The 19,179-nt window shown below is 66.3% G+C and carries 15 protein-coding genes; 9 read left to right on the forward strand and 6 right to left on the reverse strand.

The features are described 5' to 3' along the window. Window positions 1-465: 465 nt before the first annotated feature. The 4 genes from RKP46_RS14555 to RKP46_RS14570 are packed head-to-tail and all read left to right on the forward strand — an operon-like array spanning window position 466 to window position 7,265. Window positions 466-2,166, forward strand: coding sequence for an HlyD family efflux transporter periplasmic adaptor subunit (locus RKP46_RS14555; protein WP_311107300.1), 1,701 nt, complete (start codon window positions 466-468; stop codon window positions 2,164-2,166). Between the two features lie 13 nt (window positions 2,167-2,179). After that, window positions 2,180-4,327, forward strand: coding sequence for a PqqD family peptide modification chaperone (locus RKP46_RS14560; protein ID WP_311107301.1), 2,148 nt, complete (start codon window positions 2,180-2,182; stop codon window positions 4,325-4,327). Next, window positions 4,320-6,323, forward strand: a complete 2,004-nt coding sequence (locus tag RKP46_RS14565) for a preprotein translocase subunit SecA (RefSeq protein ID WP_311107302.1) — start codon at window positions 4,320-4,322, stop codon at window positions 6,321-6,323. The genes RKP46_RS14560 and RKP46_RS14565 overlap by 8 nt, the downstream gene beginning before the upstream one ends. Before the next feature lie 27 nt (window positions 6,324-6,350). Continuing rightward, a complete protein-coding gene (locus RKP46_RS14570) occupies window positions 6,351-7,265 on the forward strand; it encodes an efflux RND transporter periplasmic adaptor subunit (RefSeq protein WP_311107303.1) in 915 nt (304 codons plus the stop codon). Window positions 7,266-7,356: 91 nt separating this feature from the next. On the opposite strand, the gene RKP46_RS14575 is transcribed toward RKP46_RS14570, so the two are convergent. After that, window positions 7,357-8,679, reverse strand: a complete 1,323-nt coding sequence (locus tag RKP46_RS14575; RefSeq protein WP_311107304.1) for a DEAD/DEAH box helicase — start codon at window positions 8,677-8,679, stop codon at window positions 7,357-7,359. Between the two features lie 440 nt (window positions 8,680-9,119). On the opposite strand from RKP46_RS14575, the gene RKP46_RS14580 reads away from it, so the two are divergent. Beyond that, window positions 9,120-9,461 carry a hypothetical protein gene (locus RKP46_RS14580; RefSeq protein ID WP_311107305.1) on the forward strand — a complete coding sequence of 114 codons (342 nt, stop codon included), beginning with the start codon at window positions 9,120-9,122 and terminating at the stop codon, window positions 9,459-9,461. A gap of 225 nt (window positions 9,462-9,686) precedes the next feature. Here the strand turns inward: RKP46_RS14580 and bamC are convergent, their stop codons facing one another. From bamC to RKP46_RS14595, 3 genes are all read right to left on the reverse strand, one after another. Then, window positions 9,687-10,832 carry an outer membrane protein assembly factor BamC gene (gene bamC / locus RKP46_RS14585; protein WP_311107306.1) on the reverse strand — a complete coding sequence of 382 codons (1,146 nt, stop codon included), beginning with the start codon at window positions 10,830-10,832 and terminating at the stop codon, window positions 9,687-9,689. An 18-nt stretch (window positions 10,833-10,850) separates the two neighbouring features. Further along, window positions 10,851-11,735 carry a 4-hydroxy-tetrahydrodipicolinate synthase gene (dapA, locus tag RKP46_RS14590; protein ID WP_311107307.1) on the reverse strand — a complete coding sequence of 295 codons (885 nt, stop codon included), beginning with the start codon at window positions 11,733-11,735 and terminating at the stop codon, window positions 10,851-10,853. Between the two features lie 123 nt (window positions 11,736-11,858). Next, window positions 11,859-12,785: a histone deacetylase family protein gene (locus RKP46_RS14595; RefSeq protein ID WP_311107308.1), complete on the reverse strand. Its 927-nt coding sequence runs from the start codon at window positions 12,783-12,785 to the stop codon at window positions 11,859-11,861. A gap of 111 nt (window positions 12,786-12,896) precedes the next feature. Here RKP46_RS14595 and RKP46_RS14600 point away from each other — a divergent pair, with 111 nt between their 5' ends. The 4 genes from RKP46_RS14600 (at window position 12,897) to mltB (ending at window position 17,836) form a co-directional block, all read left to right on the forward strand. Next, on the forward strand, window positions 12,897-13,823 hold the full coding sequence (locus RKP46_RS14600) for an AAA family ATPase (protein WP_311107309.1): 927 nt from the start codon (window positions 12,897-12,899) through the stop codon (window positions 13,821-13,823). After that, a complete protein-coding gene (locus tag RKP46_RS14605; protein ID WP_311107310.1) occupies window positions 13,823-14,797 on the forward strand; it encodes a DUF58 domain-containing protein in 975 nt (324 codons plus the stop codon). The genes RKP46_RS14600 and RKP46_RS14605 overlap by 1 nt, the downstream gene beginning before the upstream one ends. After that, window positions 14,787-16,757: a DUF3488 and transglutaminase-like domain-containing protein gene (locus RKP46_RS14610; protein WP_311107311.1), complete on the forward strand. Its 1,971-nt coding sequence runs from the start codon at window positions 14,787-14,789 to the stop codon at window positions 16,755-16,757. Before RKP46_RS14605 ends, RKP46_RS14610 begins: the two co-directional genes overlap by 11 nt. Before the next feature lie 77 nt (window positions 16,758-16,834). Then, entirely contained in the window at window positions 16,835-17,836 is a 1,002-nt protein-coding gene (gene mltB / locus RKP46_RS14615; protein WP_311107314.1) for a lytic murein transglycosylase B, read from the forward strand. Here the strand turns inward: mltB and RKP46_RS14620 are convergent. Together RKP46_RS14620 and RKP46_RS14625 are read right to left on the reverse strand one after the other, a co-directional pair. Further along, on the reverse strand, window positions 17,828-18,295 hold the full coding sequence (locus tag RKP46_RS14620) for an OsmC family protein (RefSeq protein ID WP_311107312.1): 468 nt from the start codon (window positions 18,293-18,295) through the stop codon (window positions 17,828-17,830). The genes mltB and RKP46_RS14620 overlap by 9 nt on opposite strands. 700 nt (window positions 18,296-18,995) lie before the next feature. Beyond that, a partial coding sequence (locus RKP46_RS14625) for a hypothetical protein (RefSeq protein WP_311107313.1) occupies window positions 18,996-19,179 on the reverse strand: 184 nt, incomplete at its 5' end.

The following is a 19,179-nucleotide window of genomic DNA, read 5'->3' on the forward strand; positions in this document are numbered from 1 at the left end:
TTCTCCGCCATCTTCGCGCGCCAGATTTCCGCGGTTCTTCGCAGCCACTAACAACCGGGCATGCTCGACCGTTCCCGGCCGGAGCAGGCGCCGCGCCCAAGGAGAGAATCCGATCGGCCGTTTTCGCGGCGATCCGGCACGTCGCAGCGTGCAGCCAGCCGAGCGCCTGAGGAAGGGCACGGCTCACTCCGTGTTGCCGTACAATGGCGTCAAGGTCCTGGTGCCCGGTCGCGCGCCTTGCCCATTCCCCTTCAGAACCCTTCTTCTTGCGCCCACCGCCAGGCCCGTCCCGAATTGCACAGCGAATCGCACTCCGCAAACGCCTCAACGCAACATCAGGCTCGACAGGCGTCCGCAGCTGGCGGCCAGACCGCTACCGACGATGCGGCTGCCTGGGCGAGCTTTGCCGCAGCACAGTCGGCGGCTGATTTCTGCCACAGTTGGCTGGCAATCCAGTGCGCGCAGGTGGCCGACGTGCGTCGTGGCCTGCTTCTGCTCGAACAGGACGGCGGGACCTACGTTCCGGCGGCGATCTGGCCGCTGGCGACGAGTGAAGTGAGCCATCTGGCACCGGCAGCAGAGGAATGTCTGAGCGAGCGCCGCGCCAGGATTCTGCGGGCTCAGCCGGGAGCGCTGGTCGTCGTCGCCTACCCGATCGAGGTCGACGGACAGATGCAGGGCGCTGTCGTACTCGACCTGAGCGAACGTGCGGAAGCGGCACTGCAGCTCGTCCTCAGGCAATTGCACTGGGGAATCGGCTGGCTCGAGGTCCTCTACCTGCGCCGCAGCGCCTTGCACGACGCCGAGAGTCTGCAACGGGCACGCACCGCCCTCGACGTACTGGCCATCGCCGCCGAGCACGAAGCGCTGCAGCCGCTGGCGATGGCCGTGGTGAACGATCTGGCCAGCCGCTTTTCCTGTGCGCGCGTTTCGCTGGGGATCGACCAGCGCGGGCGCACGCGGCTGCTGGCGATGTCGCATTCGGCGTTCTTCGAAAAGAAGAGCCAGTTTGTCGCAGCCCTCGAAAACGCCATGGACGAAGCGCTCGATCAGCGCAGCAGCATTGCTTTCCCGGCCAGCGCCGAAGGCAGCAGCGGCATTGCCGTCGCGCACCGCGATCTTGCCGCCGGACGCGCCGTCTGCTCGGTCGTCCTGACCAGCCGCGGCCGGGGAATCGGTGTGCTGACCTTCGAGCGCCACGACGCGACACCGTTTGCCGCCGACGAACTGCGCAGCTTCGAAGCGCTTGCCACACTCCTCGCGCCGCTGCTGGAGAGCAAGGTCGCGCTGCACCGCTGGTTCGCCGGGCGCGCGGTCGACCGCCTGCGCGACTTCCGGCGCCACCTGCAGGACACGCGACGACCCGGCCTGCGCGTCGGCTTGGCGATTGCTGCACTGCTTGTCGCCGGCACCGTTCTGCTCGACGGCGAGTACCGCGTCGGCGCGCGCGCAGTCGTCGAAGGCGAAGTACAGCGCGCGGCGGTCGCGCCGTTCGATGGCTTCGTGCGCGAAGCGCCGGTGCGTGCCGGTTTCATCGTCAAGCAGGGGCAGACGCTCGCCGTGCTCGACGAGCGCGATCTGCTCGTCGAGCGCCAGCGCTGGTTGTCCGAGCGTGAGCAGCATCTGGCGCGCTATCGCGACGGGCTGGCCAAGCACGAGCGCGCGAACGCCAATGTCGCGCTGGCGCAGGTGCGCGAAGCCGAAGCGCAACTGGCGCTGGTCGAGGAAAAGCTCTCCCGCGCAACGATCGTCGCACCTTTCGACGGCGTCGTCGTTTCCGGCGACTTGAGCCAGTTGCTCGGTTCGCCGGTCGAGCAGGGCAAGTTGCTCTTCGAGGTCGCACCGCTCGACGCCTACCGGGTGATCCTCAAGGTCGAGGATCGCGACATTCGCGACGTGCGCGTCGGCCAGTCGGGCACCCTGGTACTCGCCGGCCTGGCCGGCGAGGCCCTCGACTTCGCCGTGCGCAACGTTTCGATGGCCGAAGCCGAAGACGGCAAGAACGTGTTTCGGGTTGAAGCGCAACTGGCGCGCAGCGATCTCAAGCTGCGTCCCGGTATGGAAGGCGTCGGCAAGATCAGCGTTGGCGAGCAGAGCTATGCCTGGATCTGGACGCATCGGCTGACCGACTGGCTGCGCATGCAGGCCTGGACCTGGCTGCCCTAGGCTGCGCCGAGGAATGTCCGGCCCGTTTCTCAGCGCCTCCTGGTACCGTGTCGCGGACTTGCGTCCGGAACTGCGCCGGCACGCGCGCATTCACCGCCAGCGCTTTCGCGGCCAACCCTGGTACGTGCTCGCCGACAGCGCTTCCGGCAAGCTGCATCGTTTCAGCCCGGCGGCGTACCGCGTCGTGCAGTTGATGGATGGCGAGCGGACAATCGACGAAATCTGGCGCATCGTCGCGGCCGAGGCGGGGACCGAGGCACCGACGCAGGACGAAGTGATCCGCCTGCTCGCGCAATTGCACGCCGGGGACCTGCTGCAGTCGAACGTGCCGCCGGATGTCGACGAACTGGCCAGCCGCGGTGCGCAGCAGAAACGGCGCAAGCTGCTGCAGAGCTTTGTCAATCCGATGTCGATCCGCCTTCCGCTGTGGGATCCCGACGCCTTCCTCAACCGGACTTGGCCGCTGGTCAGCGCTTTGGCCGGAAAACTCGGCCTGCTCGCCTGGCTGGCCGTCGTTCTGCCGGCGACGCTCCTGGCTGGCGTACATTGGCAGGAATTGACCGCCAACCTGAGCGATCAGATTCTCGCCACGAACAATCTGCTGCTGCTCTGGTTCGTCTATCCGCTGATCAAGTTGCTGCATGAAATGGGGCACGCTTACGCGGTCAAATCGGGCGACGGCGAAGTGCACGAAATGGGCATCATGCTGCTCGTCCTGGCGCCGATTCCCTACGTCGATGCGACCGCCTCAGCCGGTTTTCGCAGCAAGCTGCGGCGGATGGTGGTCGGCGCTGCCGGCATCCTCGTCGAGCTTTTTCTCGCCGGCTTGGCAATGTGGGTCTGGATTCTCGTCGAACCCGGACTGCTGCGCTCGATTGCCTTCAACGTCCTGGTCGTCGCCGGCGCCTCGACGCTGCTCTTCAACGGCAACCCGCTGTTGCGCTACGACGGCTACTATGTGCTGAGCGATTTCCTCGAGATCCCCAACCTCGGCAATCGCGCCAACCAGTACTGGCAGTGGCTGGCCAAGCGCTACCTGTTCGGCCTGCGCACGCTCGATCCACCGGTGGCGACGCCCGGCGAACGGCGCTGGTTCGTCTTCTACGGCGCGGCGTCGTTCGTCTATCGGACGATGGTGATGATCGCCATCACGCTGTTCATTGCCGGCGAGTTCTTCTTCATCGGCGTCGTCCTCGCGCTCTGGGCGGCAATCACGATGTTCGTCGTGCCGCTCGCCAAGGGCCTGAACTACGTACTGAACAGCCCGGAGCTGCAGCGCGCGCGGACGCGCGCCCGAGTGGTCACTTTCGGCCTGCTGGCGCTCACCGTAATCGGCGTGCTCGCTTTGCCGATGCCGCTGCGCACGCACGCCGAAGGCGTCGTCTGGGTGCCCGAGAACGCCGAGTTGCGCGCCGCCGGCGACGGTTTCGTCGAACGTCTTCTGGCCAACCCGGGAACGCCGGTCAAGGCGGGCGACCTGGTGCTGGCGATGAACCAGCCCGCACTGGTGGCCGAGGCCGAGCAGACGCGTGCCCGCCTGCGCCAGTTTGAAGTGCAATACGCGTCGCTGATGTTCGAGGAACGTACGCAAGCGGCGGCGATGCGCGAGGATATCGCGCGCGAACAGGTGGCGCTGGCGCGCGCCGAGGAGAAGCTGGCCTCGCTGCTCGTCGTGGCGGCGGTGCCCGGCGTGCTCAGGCTGGCACGCGCCGAGGATCTGCCCGAGCGCTACGTGCGCAAAGGCGAGATGCTCGGCTATCTGCTCAGCGGTCCGCCGCGCCTGGTGCGCGTCGTCGTCACGCAGGACGACATTGCGCTCGTGCGCGAACGCCAGAAACGCGTCGAAGTGAAGGTCGCCGACCGGCTCGCGCAGACGTATCCGGCACGCATCCTGCGCGAAGTGCCCGGCGGCCACGACCAGTTGCCGAGCAAGGCGCTGTCCACCGCCGGTGGCGGACTGCACGCCACCGATCCGCGCGACACGCACGGACTGAAGTCGCTGCAGAGGCTGTTCCAGTTCGATCTCGAACTACCCGAAGAGATTGGCCGCGTCGAGGTCGGAACGCGCGTCTACGTGCGCTTCCACCATCACGCCGAACCGCTCGGCGAGCAGTGGGCGCGCCGCCTGCGCCAACTTTTCCTGGCGCGCTTCAATGTCTAGGCCACTGCTCGCCAGTTGGCAGGTCCACGAGTTCGGCCCGGGCCTGTATCCGGAACGACGCGACGGCAAGGACGGCGCGCTCGATCGCTGGCTCGGTCGCCTGCTCGGCCGCTGGGCGCAACGCGGCTCGCCGCTTCGCCTGCGTCGGCTGCGTGGTTTTGCCGAGCGCTGTGCGGCGCTCGCCGACGATCTCGGCCGCGCTTCCGAGGACGAACTGCAGCGGCGCGCGCAGACACTGCGGGAAACGCTGGCCTCGGCCGGACCGCACGACGAACATGCCGCCGAGAGTTTTGCCCTGATCCGCGAAGTCTGCGCGCGCCGACTCGGCCTGCGCCACTATCCGGTCCAGTTGATGGGCGGCTATGCCTTGCTGCGCGGCACGCTGGCCGAAATGCAGACTGGCGAAGGAAAGACGCTGACCGCAGTGCTGCCCGCCGTGACCATCGCCCTGGCCGGTGCGGCCGTACATGTGATCACCGTCAACGCGTATCTGGCGCGACGCGACGCCGAGTATCTGGCCCCGGTCTATGCCTTTTTCGGCCTGCGCGTCGGGCTGATCGTCCCCGAGCAGGACAACGCACAGCGTGCGCAAGCGTATCGCTGCGACGTCACCTACTGCGTCAACAAGGACCTCGTCTTCGACTACCTGCGCGATCGGATCACCGCCAAGCACACGCTGGGCGGCGCCCGCGCGGTCGTCGGCGACTGGCTGAGCTCCACCGGCGAGCGCTCACCGGCGCTTCTGCGCGGCCTCTTCTACGCCATCGTCGACGAGGCGGACAGCGTGCTGATCGACGAAGCGCGAACGCCACTGATCATTTCGAGCAACATCGATGATCCGCACGGGCGTGCGCTCTACGCGCAGGCGCTGGCGCTCGCCGGCAGCCTGGCGAACGGCGAGCACTACCGGCTGCGCGCTGACGAACACAGCGTCGAACTGACCGACGCCGGACGCGCCGTGGTCGCCGAATTTGCCCACGGCCTGAGCGGACTGTGGGCCATCTCGCGGGCGCGCGAGGAACTCGTCGAGCAGGGCCTGTCGGCGCTCCACCTCTTTGCCTGCGACCGCCATTACATCATCAGCGAGGGCAAGATCCAGATCGTCGACGAATACACCGGTCGGGTGATGGCCGATCGTTCGTGGGAACGCGGCCTGCACCAGATGATCGAGGTGAAGGAAGGCCTGGACATCAGCGAGCGCCGCGAAACCATTTCGCGCATCACCTATCAGCGTTATTTCCGCCGCTATCTGTGCCTGGCCGGAATGAGCGGCACGGCCACCGAAGTCGCGCCCGAAATGCGGTCGGTCTACGCACTCGATGTCCTGCGCATACCGCCCAACCGGCCGGTAATCCGCCGCGACCTCGGGCAGCGCGTCTTTCGCGACGGCGACCAGCGCTGGGCAGCGATCGCCGAGCGCGCCGCGCAGATGCGCCAGGCGGGGCGGCCGGTGCTGATCGGCACGCGCTCGGTGGCAGCTTCCGAACGGGCCAGCCACCACCTGACGGCGGCCGGACTCGAGCACGAGGTGCTCAATGCCCGCCAGGACGCGCGTGAGGCCGAAATCATCGCCCAGGCCGGGCAGCCCGGGCGGATCACCGTGGCCACCAACATGGCCGGACGCGGCACCGACATCCTGCTCGCCCAGGCGGTACGCGCGGCCGGTGGTCTGCACGTGATCCTCTCCGAGTATCACGACTCGGCGCGCATCGACCGGCAGCTTTTTGGTCGTGCTGGCAGACAGGGTGACCCCGGATCGTGCGAGGCAATCGTTGCCCTCGACGATGAGCTGTTTGTCGCCCATGCGGCGCGCCTGCTGGCCTGGCTGCGCACGCGCGTTTCGCCCGACGGTCTGTTGCCTGATCGTCTTGGTCGCCTGCTCAGGCGCTACGCGCAGGCGGCCGCCGAGCGACAGAACTCGCGGATTCGTCGGCAGACGGTCGAACTCGACAAACGAATGGCGCAGTCCCTGGCCTTTGCCGGGAAAGGCGAGTAAGTGAGAGGAACCAGCGATGGGAGAACGATGACAAGACGATTGAACGAGGCGCTCGGCGCTGTCGCCTTGCTCGGGCTGCTGGCCGGCGGGCCGGCAGCCGCCGGCGAGTTCGACTGCATCATCGAGCCGAGCAAGACGGTCGACGTGCGGGCGGCGAGCGAAGGATTGATCGAAAAGATCTGGGTTGACCGCGGAGACATGGTCAAGGCAGGACAGGTGCTGGTCACCCTCGAGTCGGGAGTTGAGCGCGCGGCAACCGAATCGGCGCGCTTTCGGTCGACGATGCAGAGCAAGATACGGACTGGCGAAAGCCGACTGGCCTTCTCCAGCGCAAAGTACGACCGCCGCGAGAAGCTGGCCGGCCAGTCGTTCATTTCACTGCACGACCGTGACGAGGCGCTGACCGAAAAGAAACTGGCCGAATCGGAGCTGCTCGAAGCGCGCGACGACCGGCGGCTGGCGGAAATCGAATACCGCCGCCTGTCCGAGCAACTGCGCCTGCGGACGATCAGAAGCCCGATCGACGCAGTCGTCGTCGACCGCATGCTGAATGCCGGCGAACTGGCCGATAACCGCGACCTGCGCAAGCCTATCCTGCGCCTGGCGGAGATCAGCAAGCTATTCGTCGAAGTCCTTATGCCAATCGAGGCCTTCGCCAAGCTGAGCCTTGGGCAGAGCGTCGAGGTACTGCCGGAAGCCCCCGTCGGCGGACGCTACAGCGCCAGCGTGAAAGTCATCGATCGCGTCCATGACGCGGCCAGCGGAACTTTCGGTGTGCGTCTCGAAATGAACAACCCGGGTCTGAAACTGCCGGCGGGAATCAAGTGCAAGGCGAGCTTCCCAGGAATCGGCGGCCGCCCGGTCGCCGCACCCGCAGCCCCGCGCGGTGACCGCCGACCAGGCGCGGCGACCGGCCCGGCACTGGGCGGCAAGCCGCTGTAACGCCGCCTGGCAAGCCGCCGGGCGGCGCCCGCTCCACTCGGTCAGCGCTCACTCAGCCTCCAGAGGCAGCAGCCTGCCCGACGAGAGCGGCCTACGCGGCAGCGATCGGGCGACCGGCGCCTGGGCGAGCGCGGCCGGGCGCCGCCTTGGCCGCCTTTTTCCAACCGGGTTTGCCGGTCGGGCGAGGCGCCGTCGGCGCCTGGCGAGTCGGCTCGTGCCCGGCAACGATGCTCACCGGAATCGTCTGCCGGGTAAAACGTTCGATCTTTCTGACGTTGAAGCGCTCACCATGGTGCACCAGCGAGATTGCCAAGCCGCTGCGCCCAGCCCGGCCGGTCCGACCGATCCGATGCACATAATCCTCGGCAAACTTCGGCAGATCATAGTTGAAGACATGCGTGATCGCCGGCACATCGATGCCGCGCGCGGCGACATCGGTCGCCACGAGAATGCGCACCTGACCGCGGCGCATGGCGGCGAGCGTCCGGTTGCGCGCCCCCTGATGCATGTCGCCGTGCAGCGCAGCCGCGTTCAATCCGGCGAGATTCAGGCGATCAGTGAGCATGTCGGCATCGCGCCGGGTGGCGGTGAACACCAATGCCTGACCGATCGCCGCGTCGCGCAGGAGAAAGTCGAGCAAGCGGTTCTTGTGCGCCTGATCGTCGACGAAGTGCATGCGCTGCTCGATCGGCTCGTGCCGGTCGGCGACGGCATCGACTCGGATGCGCCGCGCGCAGCGCGTCATGCGCTGCGCCAGCTCGCCGACCGTACCGTCGAGCGTCGCCGAAAAGAGCAGCGTCTGGCGCGTCGTCGGTGTTGCGCCAACGATCGTCTCGATGTCCTCGATGAAACCCATGTCAAGCATACGGTCCGCTTCGTCGAGAACCAGTACGCGCAACAGAGAGAAATCGATCTTTCCGGAGTTCAGGTGATCGATCAGGCGGCCAGGCGTCGCGACGAGAATCTCGGGATTGCGTGCCAGCAGTTCCATCTGCTTGGCGTAGGGCATGCCGCCAAGAATGGCTACGGCATTCACCTGCCGCAAGCGGACAGCGTAGCGGTCGCTCGCCGCGGTAACCTGCAGCGCCAGTTCGCGCGTCGGTGTCAGAACCAGCATGCGCGGCTGCGCCGGTGAGCACGCTCGACGCCCAGCCTGCGAGCCACGGCGCGGCGTGTGCGCCGGACGAGCGGGCGCCTTGACCGGCAGCGGGCGCTGCTCGTTGGCGAGGAGGTCAAGCGCTGGCAGGACAAAGGCAGCGGTCTTGCCCGAACCCGTCGGCGACGAAACCAACAGATCGTCACCCGCGAGCGCGGCAGGAATCGCCTGCTGCTGCACGGGTGTCGGCTGGCTGTAGCCACAGTCGGCAAGGGCAGCAAGCAGGGCCGGATGGAGGCCGATTTCGGCAAAAGTCATACTTCTCTTTCTCGTGTGGATGCGCGTACGTCCACCTGGTGGAAATGCACGCGGCCATGGCAAAAGGATGCAACGCCAACCAGACGAAGAAGCTGAAGAAAAGACTCCGTTCGCTGCGGAGGACAGAACCGGCCAATGGCCGTACCCGGCGGAATGCTGCGACAGGCAGCCCCGGGGACAGGAAGGTTCGGAGTTACGGTTCGCGGTGCGCTTACGATGGCCGAACACGCCAACCACCGAGCCGATAATTATAGCACTAGAACCGCACGCAATACCGTCGCATTTGCGCCACAGAGCGCCAGGGCAGGTCAAATGGGGGAAGAAGAAACGTCTGAGCGCTGGATAGGTGCTAAAATACGCCATTGATCGACGTGCTAGCCGGTCAACCAATCAGTTCTTAGCCCGTTGTAACCAATCTCTATGTCGATAAGGAACCCAATATGAAGAACTCCCTGCTCGTAGCCGCGCTGATCGCTCTTGCTGTTACCGCTTGCGGCAAGAAGGAAGAGGCCAAGCCAGCCGCCGCTCCCGCGGCCGCCCCGGCCGCTGCTGCTCCTGCTGCCGCCCCGGCCGCTGCTCCTGCTGCCGCCCCGGCTGCTGCCCCCGCAGCCGATGCCGCCAAGCCGGCCGCCGATGCTGCCAAGCCGGCCGAAGGCGCGATGGACAAGGCCAAGGACGCCGCCGCCGACAAGGTCAAGGAAGCTGCCGACAAGGCCAAGGAAGTTGCTGGTGCCGCCACCCAAGGTGCTGCCGACGCCGCCAAGGACGCGATGAAGAAGTAATCATCGTCCGCGAGACGAAAAAAGCCGGCATTGGCCGGCTTTTTTTTGCTCTGCCTTTGCTCTGCGTGTCCTGAGCCTTTGGCCCGGCCGGTGCGACCCGGACCGCTGCCAGCAATCGCGCTACCGACCTGGCGCCGCCCGGACATCCGGTCAGCGGCGAGCAACACCAGCACCGCTTCCAAGGCGAGAGCTGCCGAGCAGCCAAACGCAAGACACCTCAGGAGGCTACTTCAACTGATTGTGCAAGAGGCCAAGGATGCGCTTCGCGGTTTCCGATTGGTCGACGCCACCTTCGGCGCTGAGCACCTGAACCGTCGACCGGCTGCCGACATCTTTGAGGAAGATGCGGTACTGCGTCTGCGGTTTGCTGGCACTCGACTTGAAGATGTTCAGCCGGGAGAGAAAACCTTCGTCCTTCTTCTCGTTGTCGATTTCCGGATCGACGTAGCGAACGAAGTAAAGCCCGCGCGAGCGGTCGCGGTCTTCGACCGTGAAGCCCACCCGGTCGAGCGCCAAGCCAACCCGCCGCCAGGCACGGTCAAACGACTCTTCGACTTCCAGCGTTCCCGCACCATCGGCGCCACGCGACAGGCGCGCCCGCTCGGGCGGCGTTTCCTGCGCCGCACGGACCACCTCTGCCGCCCGCTTTTCTTCGCTCCCCAGGCGAATCATCAGGCGCCGCAGCATCTCCGCTTCGAGTTCGGGATCGGCCGGGCGCGGTTGCCATTTGGTCTGGTCCTTGCCCTCGCTGACGAAGATCTCGTACATCCCGCGGTGGCTGATGAAGATGTCGGTCGTTCCCGCTTCGCTGCCCGGTTCGAGACGCGTACGGAACTTGTCGCGTTCGGGTGTCGAATACACCGAATCGATCACCTTGCCAAGAAAGTTGCGGATGAAGTCCTGCGGAATCTTGGCCCGGTTTTCGGCCCAATCGGTTTCCATCACGCCCGCGTCAGGCAACTCGAGCGTGATCAGGAAGCCGGTTTCCTGCCAGAATTCCTTGATCGTTCCCCAAAGCTTGTCGGGCGATCCGGCGGCAACCAGCCAGCGTTGCGTTCCGGCGCGCTCGATGCGCGCCTTGTCCACCTGGGGCAGGACGTCGCCCTTTTGCTGCGACCGCGCTTCCGGCGAGCGCTCGGCGCTGTAGGCCGAGAAGGTGGCCGTGCCTTTGCCGCCACCGATGTCGGGAACGGCGTAGCGCTCGTCGCGCGTCGGCGAAGTGAGGTCGGGCGGAACCTCCAGCGACGGCGCGCGCGTACTCGACGCCGTCTTGTACTCGATCTTCTTGCTTTCGAAAAGGGAACCGTTGCACGCCGCCACGCTGCTGGCGAGCGCCACGACAAGCAGCCGTTGATGCGAGCCTATGGCCATTATCTGCTGGCCTCGCAATCAGGCGAGCACGCCGGCCTGCACCAGGGCAGTCCGGACGCGCGCCTGGCAATCAGCAGAAAGCGGTGTCAGCGGCAGGCGCAGACCGGATTCGATCAGTCCGAGCTGCTGACACGCCCATTTCACCGGAATCGGATTGGCCTCGCAGAAAAGCTGCCGGTGCAGTCCGTGCAGACGAGCGTTGATCACGCGCGCCTGCAGCGCATCTCCCTGCAGCGCCACGGCGCACATTTCGTGCATCAGGCGGGGCGCAACGTTGGCGACAACCGAGATGTTCCCCTTGGCGCCAAGCAGAATCAGAGCGCAAGCGCTCGCATCGTCTCCGCTATAGACGGAAAAACCCGCCGGCGCCCGATTGATCAGTTCGCTGCCGCGATCGATGCTGCCCGTCGCGTCCTTGATGCCGACAATGCTGGGTATCTCGGCCAGGCGCAAGGCCGTATCGTTGCTCAGATCAGCGACCGTCCTGCCCGGCACATTGTAGAGGATGACCGGGAGATCGACCGCTTCGGCAATCGTGCGGAAATGGCGATACAGCCCTTCCTGCGTCGGTTTGTTGTAATAGGGAACCACCGACAGTGCGGCATCAGCGCCGGCCTGCTGGGCAAAGCGCGTCAGTTCCACCGCTTCGGCGGTCGAATTGGCGCCCGTTCCGGCGATCACCGGCAGGCGCCCAGCCGCCTGCTCGACGGCAACGCGGATCAGTTCGCAATGCTCGGCGAGGGTGACCGTTGGCGATTCGCCGGTGGTCCCGACGATGACGATCGCGTCGGTACCCTCGGTGACGTGAAAATCGACCAGACGGCGCAAGCCCGGCAGGTCGAGGCTGCCGTCAGCGTGCATCGGGGTAACGATCGCGACGATCGATCCGGTAATCGTTTTCATGACTGGTGCTCTGGAGTTAGGCGGAGGCGCGCGGCCTTGAAGCAGCGGATTCTAACCGAAGGCAAGTCGCTTGACCACGAAAAACGCCGCCCTCGGCGGCGCGCTCAAGGTGTGCGACCAGCGTCAGAGGTCGCCCAGAACGCGCAGGTGCGCGATGACGCAGCGGGCCAGTGCCGAGAGCGCGTAGCCGCCTTCGAGCATGGAGACGATCCGTCCTTGCGCTGTCTCTTCGGCGAGCAGCTTGAGCTGGCCGGTGACCCACGCGTAATCCTTTTCGAGCAGGCGCAGGCCACCCATCTCGTCCTCGTAATGCGCGTCGAAACCGGCCGAGATGAGGACCATTTCCGGCCGGAATTCGTAGAGTCTAGGCATCCACAGGTCGCTCACGACGCGCCGGAACTCTTCGCCGTCGGCACCTCGGGCGAGCGGTACGTTGAGCATGTTGGGCGCCGGACTCTCGGTGCCGCTATAGGGATAGAAGGGGTGCTGAAAGGTGCTCACCATGAGCACGCGTGGATCGGCCCGGAAGCAGTCTTCAGTCCCATTGCCGTGATGCACATCGAAGTCGACCACGGCCACGCGCGCCAGCTTGTAGGCTTCCAGCGCATGCGCCGCAGCGACCGCGATATTGTTGAAAAAACAGAAACCCATTGCGCTTGCACGTTCGGCGTGATGACCAGGCGGACGAACCGAGCAGAAGGCACTGCGGACTTCGCCCTTCATCACCAGATCGACGGCGAGCACGCCGGCGCCGGCAGCGCGCAAGGCGGCCTGCCAGGTATGCCGGTTCATCGCGGTATCGGGGTCGAGGTGAACGATTCCGAGTTCAGGCGAGGCACGCTTGAGGCGCTCCAGGTGCGTCGCGGTATGGACCCGTTTGAGTTGTTGGAAAGTCGCCTGCGGCGCGTCGTGGTAGATGAGGTACGAGTCCAGCCCCTGCGCGATCATGTGATCATTGATCGCCGTCAGCCGCTCCGGCGATTCCGGATGGTAGGAACCCATGTCATGGAGCTGGCAGTCACGGTGGGTGATGAATGCAGTGCTGGTCACGTTTGCCTTTCGTGCCGCAGAGGGAAGCCGGCACCGGCGCCGGAATCCGCGGGAAGTCGAGTTGTTCGCTGATGGTTTATTATCGTCCCATTTACGCCGCCACGACAAGCCATGCCGCCCACCGCTGAAACCGCTCGCGTAAGCGAAATCCTCGCCGCCGCCAACACGGTCGTTCTCGGCAAGAGCCGGCAGACCAGGCTGGCGCTGTGCTGTCTGCTGGCGCGTGGCCACCTGCTGATCGAAGACCTGCCGGGCGTCGGCAAGACGACACTGGCGCAGACGCTGGCCCGCCTGCTCGGCTTCCAGTTCTCGCGCATCCAGTTCACCAGCGACATGCTGCCCGCCGACATTCTCGGCGTATCGATCTTCGACCGTGAGCGCGGCGATTTCCGATTCCTGCCCGGCCCGATCTTCTCGCAGCTGCTGCTCGCCGACGAGATCAACCGAGCCACGCCGAAAACGCAAAGCGCGCTGCTCGAAGCGATGGAAGAGGGGCAGGTGACCAGCGAAGGCGAAACGCGCCGGCTGCCCGAACCCTTTTTTGTCATCGCAACGCAGAACCCGTCGAACCAGATCGGCACCTTCCCGCTGCCGGAGTCGCAGCTCGATCGTTTCCTGCTGCGCATTGAACTGGGTTATCCTGATCGCGCAGCCGAGCGCGCGCTGCTCGAAAGCGGCGGCCGACGCGATCATCTGCCAACTCTCGCGCCGCGCCTGGCGGCGACCGATTTCACCCGGCTGCAGCAGGCCGCGGCAGCCGTGCACGCCGCCCCGCCGCTGCTCGACTACGTCCAGGCACTGGTCGGCGCCACGCGCAACGACGAACGCTTTGTGCACGGCCTGAGCCCGCGCGCGGCACTCTCACTGCTCGCCGTAGCGCGTGCCTGGGCCTTTTCCGGGGGACGCCAGATGGTCCTGCCGGAAGACGTGCAGGCCGTCTTTGCCGCGGTCAGCCGGCATCGTCTGCGCCTGGCCAGCGGCAGCCATCCCGCCGAGGACGACGTGCTCGTGCTCCTCCGACGCGTGCCACTCCCCTGATGCGCCCGTTCGCTCTCGTCCAGCGCTGGCTGTTCCGCCTCGGGCGCGACGAAGAACTCCCGATCGTCCTTTCCCAACGGCGGATCTTCATCGTACCGAGCGCCGCCGGGCTGCTCTACGCGGCCGTCCTCCTGGTCATGGCGGTTGGCGCGATCAATTACAACCTGAGTCTCGGTCACGCGCTGATCTTTCTCCTTGCCGGCCTTGGCCTGGTGGGCATGGTGCACACCTTCAACAACCTGTTTGGCCTGCGTCTGCTACCCGCACCGTGTGCCGCCGTCTTCGCTGGCGAAACAGCGCGCTTTCCGCTGCTCGTCGAAAACCCACGCCGACTGTCGCGACGGGCGCTCGAATTCGCCTTCACCGGCCAGCCGGCAGCGATCCTCGACCTTGCCGCAGGCAGCTCGGCGACCGTCGCCATACCTTTCGTCGCCTCGCGCCGCGGACGCCTCGACCCCGGCCGGATCACCCTGTCGACGCGCTATCCACTCGGCCTGTTTCGTGCCTGGAGCTATCCGCACCCGCCGTTTTCCTGCCTCGTCTATCCGCGCCCGCTGCGTACCCCGCTGCCCGCTGCCTCGTCCGGCCAGCAGACGGACAGCCGGCACGGCGTCAACGGCCGCGAGGACTTCGCCGGCCTGCGTACGCGCCAGATCAGCGACCCGACCCGGCACATCGCGTGGCGCGCCGTCGCCCGGCGCACTGACGATCAGCCTTTGCTGGTCAAGCAGTTCGCCGGCGGTGCAAGCGACGAACTCTGGCTCGACTGGTCACTGACGCCGGCCGACGCGGACCCGGAGCTGCGCCTGTCGATACTCGCCGGCTGGCTGCAGATCGCCGAAGAGCGGCACCTGCCCTACGGACTGAGCCTGCCCGGCAGTCACTTCCCGCCGGCGCTCGGTGACGCGCAGCGCCGCCGCTGTCTGCGTGCACTGGCACTCTTCGGCACGAGCGAAGCCGCAGGTGACGACTAGATCGGCGGCCGCCGACCTCGAACACGGGGCCACGCCCTGGCTGCTCGTCGCCGCCCTGGCGACGACCGCACCGCACGTCGAACATCTGCCGACCTGGCTGTCGCTGCTCACCGGCGGTGCACTCGCCTGGCGCACCTGGCTCTGGCATCGACGCGGCCGCCTGCCGCACCGCGCCTGGCTTGCGCTCCTCGTCGCCGCTTGCCTCGGCGGCATCGGCTGGCAGTATCGAACGCTCTTCGGGCGCGACGCCGGAGTCGCCCTGCTCGTCGTCTTCATGGCCCTCAAGCCGCTGGAAATGGGCAGCCGGCGCGACGCGCTGGTCGTCGTCATGCTGGGTTACTTTCTTCTCCTGACGCACTATTTCTATTCGCAGAGCATCCCCACCGGCGGCTGGCTGCTGCTCGCCACCGGCTGGCTGACGGCGACCCTGATCCGGCTCTATGGCGGTGCTCAGCCACTCCCGCAGATCGCCCGCCAGGCGCTCGTCCTGCTCGCCCAGTCGCTGCCCTTCATGCTCGTCCTCTACCTGCTCTTCCCGCGCATTTCCGGCCCGCTCTGGGGTTTGCCGCAGGATGCGCATGCCGGACTCAGCGGCTTGTCGGATCGCCTGGCGCCGGGTTCGATCAGCCATCTGATCCAGTCTGGCGCCATCGCTTTCCGCAGCCACTTCGTCGGCGAGGTCCCGGAACACGCCAGCCTCTACTGGCGCGGGCCGGTCTTTGACGAGTACGACGGCCTCACCTGGCGCGCACGCAGCGCGCCGGCCGGCGAACGTCCGGTTCCACCGGCGATCGACGCCAGCGCGCCGGCACAAGCCTACACGACGATTCTCGAAGCCCATAACCAGCGCTGGCTGCTGGCCCTCGACATGCCCACCACGCTGCCCGCCGACAGCGCCTTCGGCTTCGGCCTCGAGGTTCTCGCCCGCGAACCGCTGCGCGCGCGCGCGCGCTTCGGCTTTTCTTCCGTCCTCGCCTATCGGGTCAACCAGCGCGAATCGCCGGCGGTCCTCCAGCGTGCGCTACGCCTGCCGGCCCAGATCAACCCGCGCGCGCGCGCGCTGGCCGCAAGCTGGCAGGCGTTGCCGCCGGAGCGCATCGCCGAAGCCGCGCTGACCCTGTTCCGGCGCGAGAACTTCGTGTATACCCTGCGCCCGCCGCTGCTCGGCGCCAATGCGATGGACGACTTCCTGTTCGTCACGCGCAGCGGCTTTTGCGAGCACTACGCGTCGGCCTTCGTCTTCCTGATGCGCGCCGCCGGCGTTCCGGCGCGCGTCGTCGCCGGCTACCAGGGCGGAGAAATCAACCCGGTCGACGGTTATCTCACCGTGCGCCAGTCGGACGCACACGCCTGGAGCGAGATCTGGCTCGCCGGACAGGGCTGGGTGCGCGTCGATCCGACGGCAGCCGTCGCACCCTCGCGCGTCGAGCAGGGAATCGCCGCCGCGCTGCCCGATGGCGATCCGCTGCCGGTCGTCGTCCGCCTCGACGCGGACTGGGCGCGCCAGTTGCGCAATCGCTGGGAAGCGGCGAACAACGCATGGAACCAGTGGGTGCTCGGTTACAATCCGCAGCGCCAGCGCGAGGTGCTGTCGCGCCTGGGCCTGCGCCAACCAGACTGGCAGGAAATGACTGCCGCGCTCGCCATATTCAGCGCGCTGACCCTCGCCGCCGTGACCTGGTGGACCTTGCCGCGCGGGCGGCGGCGTGACCCGGTAGAGCGCGCCTGGCAAGGCTTCTGCGCCGGCCTGGCGCGGCACGGGATCAATCGTCCCGCATGGGAAGGGCCACTCGATTTCGCCGGCCGCGTTGCGCGCGAAAAGCCCGAACTGGCCGCACTGGCGGCAGCCGCTGCCAGCCAGTACGCCGAACTGCGCTACGGCCTCGCCGACGCCGGACAATTGCAGCACCTGCAGGAATGCGTACGCCGGATTCCCAAACCAAGGAGAAGAACGATTTGACCAGACGATGCACCACCCTCTCGTCGGCCCGCTTGTCGGCCTGCCTCTTGGCGCGCTTCTCGGCCCGGTTCTCAACCTTGCTGTCAGCCCTCGTTGCAGCCCTCGGCGCGCTCCTTCTGCCGCTCACCGCCAACGCCGAGCCTCCCCCCCCGTTCAGCGAACAAACCGAAGTGCGCGCCTTCATTGCCGCCATGCACGAGCAGCACGGTTTCGATGTCGCTCATCTGACGCGTCAGTTTGCCCAGATCCGCCCGAACGCCATCGTCCTGCGCGCCATTCGACCGGCCGCCGTACCCGAAAAGCAGCGCTCCTGGCAGCGCTATCGCGAGCGCTTCCTCAACCCGCGGCGGATCGCCGGCGGTCAGCGCTTCTGGCGCGAGCACGCCGCCGTGCTGGCCCGGGCAGCAGCGATCTACGGCGTACCGCCGGAAGTCATCGTCGCCATCATCGGCGTCGAAACCGAGTATGGCGGCAACATGGGTAGCTTCACTGTCCTCGAAGCGCTCGCCTCGCTGGCTTTCCACTATCCGCCGCGGGCCGAATTCTTCCGCAGCGAACTCGAACAGTTCCTGCTCATGGCGCGCGAGAACGGCCTCAGCCCGCTCGGCGTCAAGGGCTCCTACGCCGGTGCCATCGGCATTCCGCAGTTCATGCCGAGCAGCCAGCGGCGCTACGCGGTGGACTTCGACGGCGACGACCGCATCGACCTGCGCGCCAGCACCAGCGACGCGATTGGCAGCGTCGCGCGTTACCTGCAGCAGTACGGTTGGCAAAAGGACGCGCCGATCGCCGTTCCGGCGCAGGTGCCGGGTGACGCCAGCGCGCTCATCGCAGCGGGTATCAAGCCGACGCTGAGTGTCCGCGAACTGGCCGCACAGGGCGTCCGGGCAACCGCCGACGCTGATCGCCCGGCAGCGCTGATCGACCTCGTCACACCCGAAGCGGCGACCGAATACTGGCTCGGCTTCGACAACTTCTACGTCATCACGCGCTACAACCGGTCGAGCTTCTATGCGATGGCCGTCTTCCAGCTCGCCGAAGCGCTGCGCGAGCGCCAGCCGCAGACGACCCTACCTTAGGCGCGGCTCGCAGCGCACCTCCGAGCGCACCGAGTTGGCGATGAAGCACGCCTCGTGCGCCGCGTGGTGCATCGCCAGAACGTCCTCCGGTGTGGGCTGACGATCGCCTGAGAAGGCTACCTGCGGGCGCAAGGTGACCACCGTCATCGCCAGCTTTCCCTCCGCATTCCTGGCCATGACGCCAACCGGATGGTCGGCGTAGGAATCGACGCAATAGCCGCGCCCAGCGGCAATCGACAGAAACCAGAGCAGGTGGCAACTGGCCAGCGAGACAACAAAAGCCTCTTCCGGGTCGATCGCTGCCGGATCCGACATCGGCAGCGGCACGACATGCGGCGAAGACGAAGCGGCGACTTCGACGCCGCCGTCAAAACGCAGGACGTGCCGCCGGCTGTAACGCTGATCAAGAAAACTCTGCTCACGACGGAGCCAGAGAAGTTGTGCGGAGTATTCGTTCATCGTGATTCCCGGTTGGATGACACCAGGAGCGCCACAGCACCGCTATTGACGTTCGGACAGACAGATGCTTGGGGGCCCGGGCAGGTCGAGGCCGGCACCAACGCGCGGGGCCGCGAAGCCGAGGATTCTGCTGGCGTACGTGGAGCATAGTCGATTGCTGAAGGGTGATGCGCCGAGTGGGAGTGAGAGGTTCAACCATCTACATGCAAGTGTGTCGACAAGCCCTTGGCCGGTAGAGTGATCGCTGGGTTGAAGGACGCTTGCCATCGTCCACATACGCCTGAAATCAGCGATGAGGCAAAGGCCAGCGTGGCGAGTTTGACCTGCAGCCAAGCGAAGAACCATGGGCGGATGGCAGCAGTGTGGTCAATCTCGGCGTTGTCGGAGTTTGCCTCGATCCATGCCCTCCAGGCCGGGCACGCCAGTTTGGCGCAAACTGGCCGAGGTACGGTGTGGCAGACTCACAACAACGGGCGAGCAAGCCGCACAAGAAGAGCGACTATCGTGCACGGCGCGACCCCGGCCTTGACCGGAAGATGCAAGATGCTCGTGTGCTTTATCGCGAGATTGCGGTACCAGGAGGGCGCGGTCGACGATCCGCGTCGGCCAGCCATCCACGCACGCCGTGAGCAGCGACAAGAAGGCGAGGCTTCAGGCGCTTGGTCTGAGCGCGCCGGACCTCCCTCCGCTGGCGGGCAGATCACCTCAGATCGAGCGTGATTACGAGCAGGTTCGCCCCAAATGCGCCTCGGTTCTGGCCGGCATCGACGTGCACTCGGGCCACATCTTCGGGTGAGTAGAGGATCGGCCGTGCAGCCTCCACTTCAGTGAACGTGTCCTTTCGGCAACCCTGCGTGAAATCCCTGACGGCGTCTGGTAGCGTA

It is taken from the genome of Accumulibacter sp. (assembly GCF_031732815.1).
Lineage (GTDB): Bacteria > Pseudomonadota > Gammaproteobacteria > Burkholderiales > Rhodocyclaceae > Accumulibacter.

Excerpts from the sequence above, each read along its gene's own strand:
- RKP46_RS14560 (WP_311107301.1), top strand. The coding sequence starts at position 2,180 with ATGTCCGGCCCGTTTCTCAGCGCCTCCTGGTACCGTGTCGCGGACTTG.
- RKP46_RS14605 (WP_311107310.1), top strand. The coding sequence starts at position 13,823 with ATGCGCCCGTTCGCTCTCGTCCAGCGCTGGCTGTTCCGCCTCGGGCGC.
- RKP46_RS14575 (WP_311107304.1), bottom strand. The coding sequence starts at position 8,679 with ATGACTTTTGCCGAAATCGGCCTCCATCCGGCCCTGCTTGCTGCCCTT.
- RKP46_RS14620 (WP_311107312.1), bottom strand. The coding sequence starts at position 18,295 with ATGAACGAATACTCCGCACAACTTCTCTGGCTCCGTCGTGAGCAGAGT.
- RKP46_RS14600 (WP_311107309.1), top strand. The coding sequence starts at position 12,897 with ATGCCGCCCACCGCTGAAACCGCTCGCGTAAGCGAAATCCTCGCCGCC.
- dapA (WP_311107307.1), bottom strand. The coding sequence starts at position 11,735 with ATGAAAACGATTACCGGATCGATCGTCGCGATCGTTACCCCGATGCAC.
- RKP46_RS14565 (WP_311107302.1), top strand. The coding sequence starts at position 4,320 with ATGTCTAGGCCACTGCTCGCCAGTTGGCAGGTCCACGAGTTCGGCCCG.
- RKP46_RS14580 (WP_311107305.1), top strand. The coding sequence starts at position 9,120 with ATGAAGAACTCCCTGCTCGTAGCCGCGCTGATCGCTCTTGCTGTTACC.
- RKP46_RS14570 (WP_311107303.1), top strand. The coding sequence starts at position 6,351 with ATGACAAGACGATTGAACGAGGCGCTCGGCGCTGTCGCCTTGCTCGGG.
- bamC (WP_311107306.1), bottom strand. The coding sequence starts at position 10,832 with ATGGCCATAGGCTCGCATCAACGGCTGCTTGTCGTGGCGCTCGCCAGC.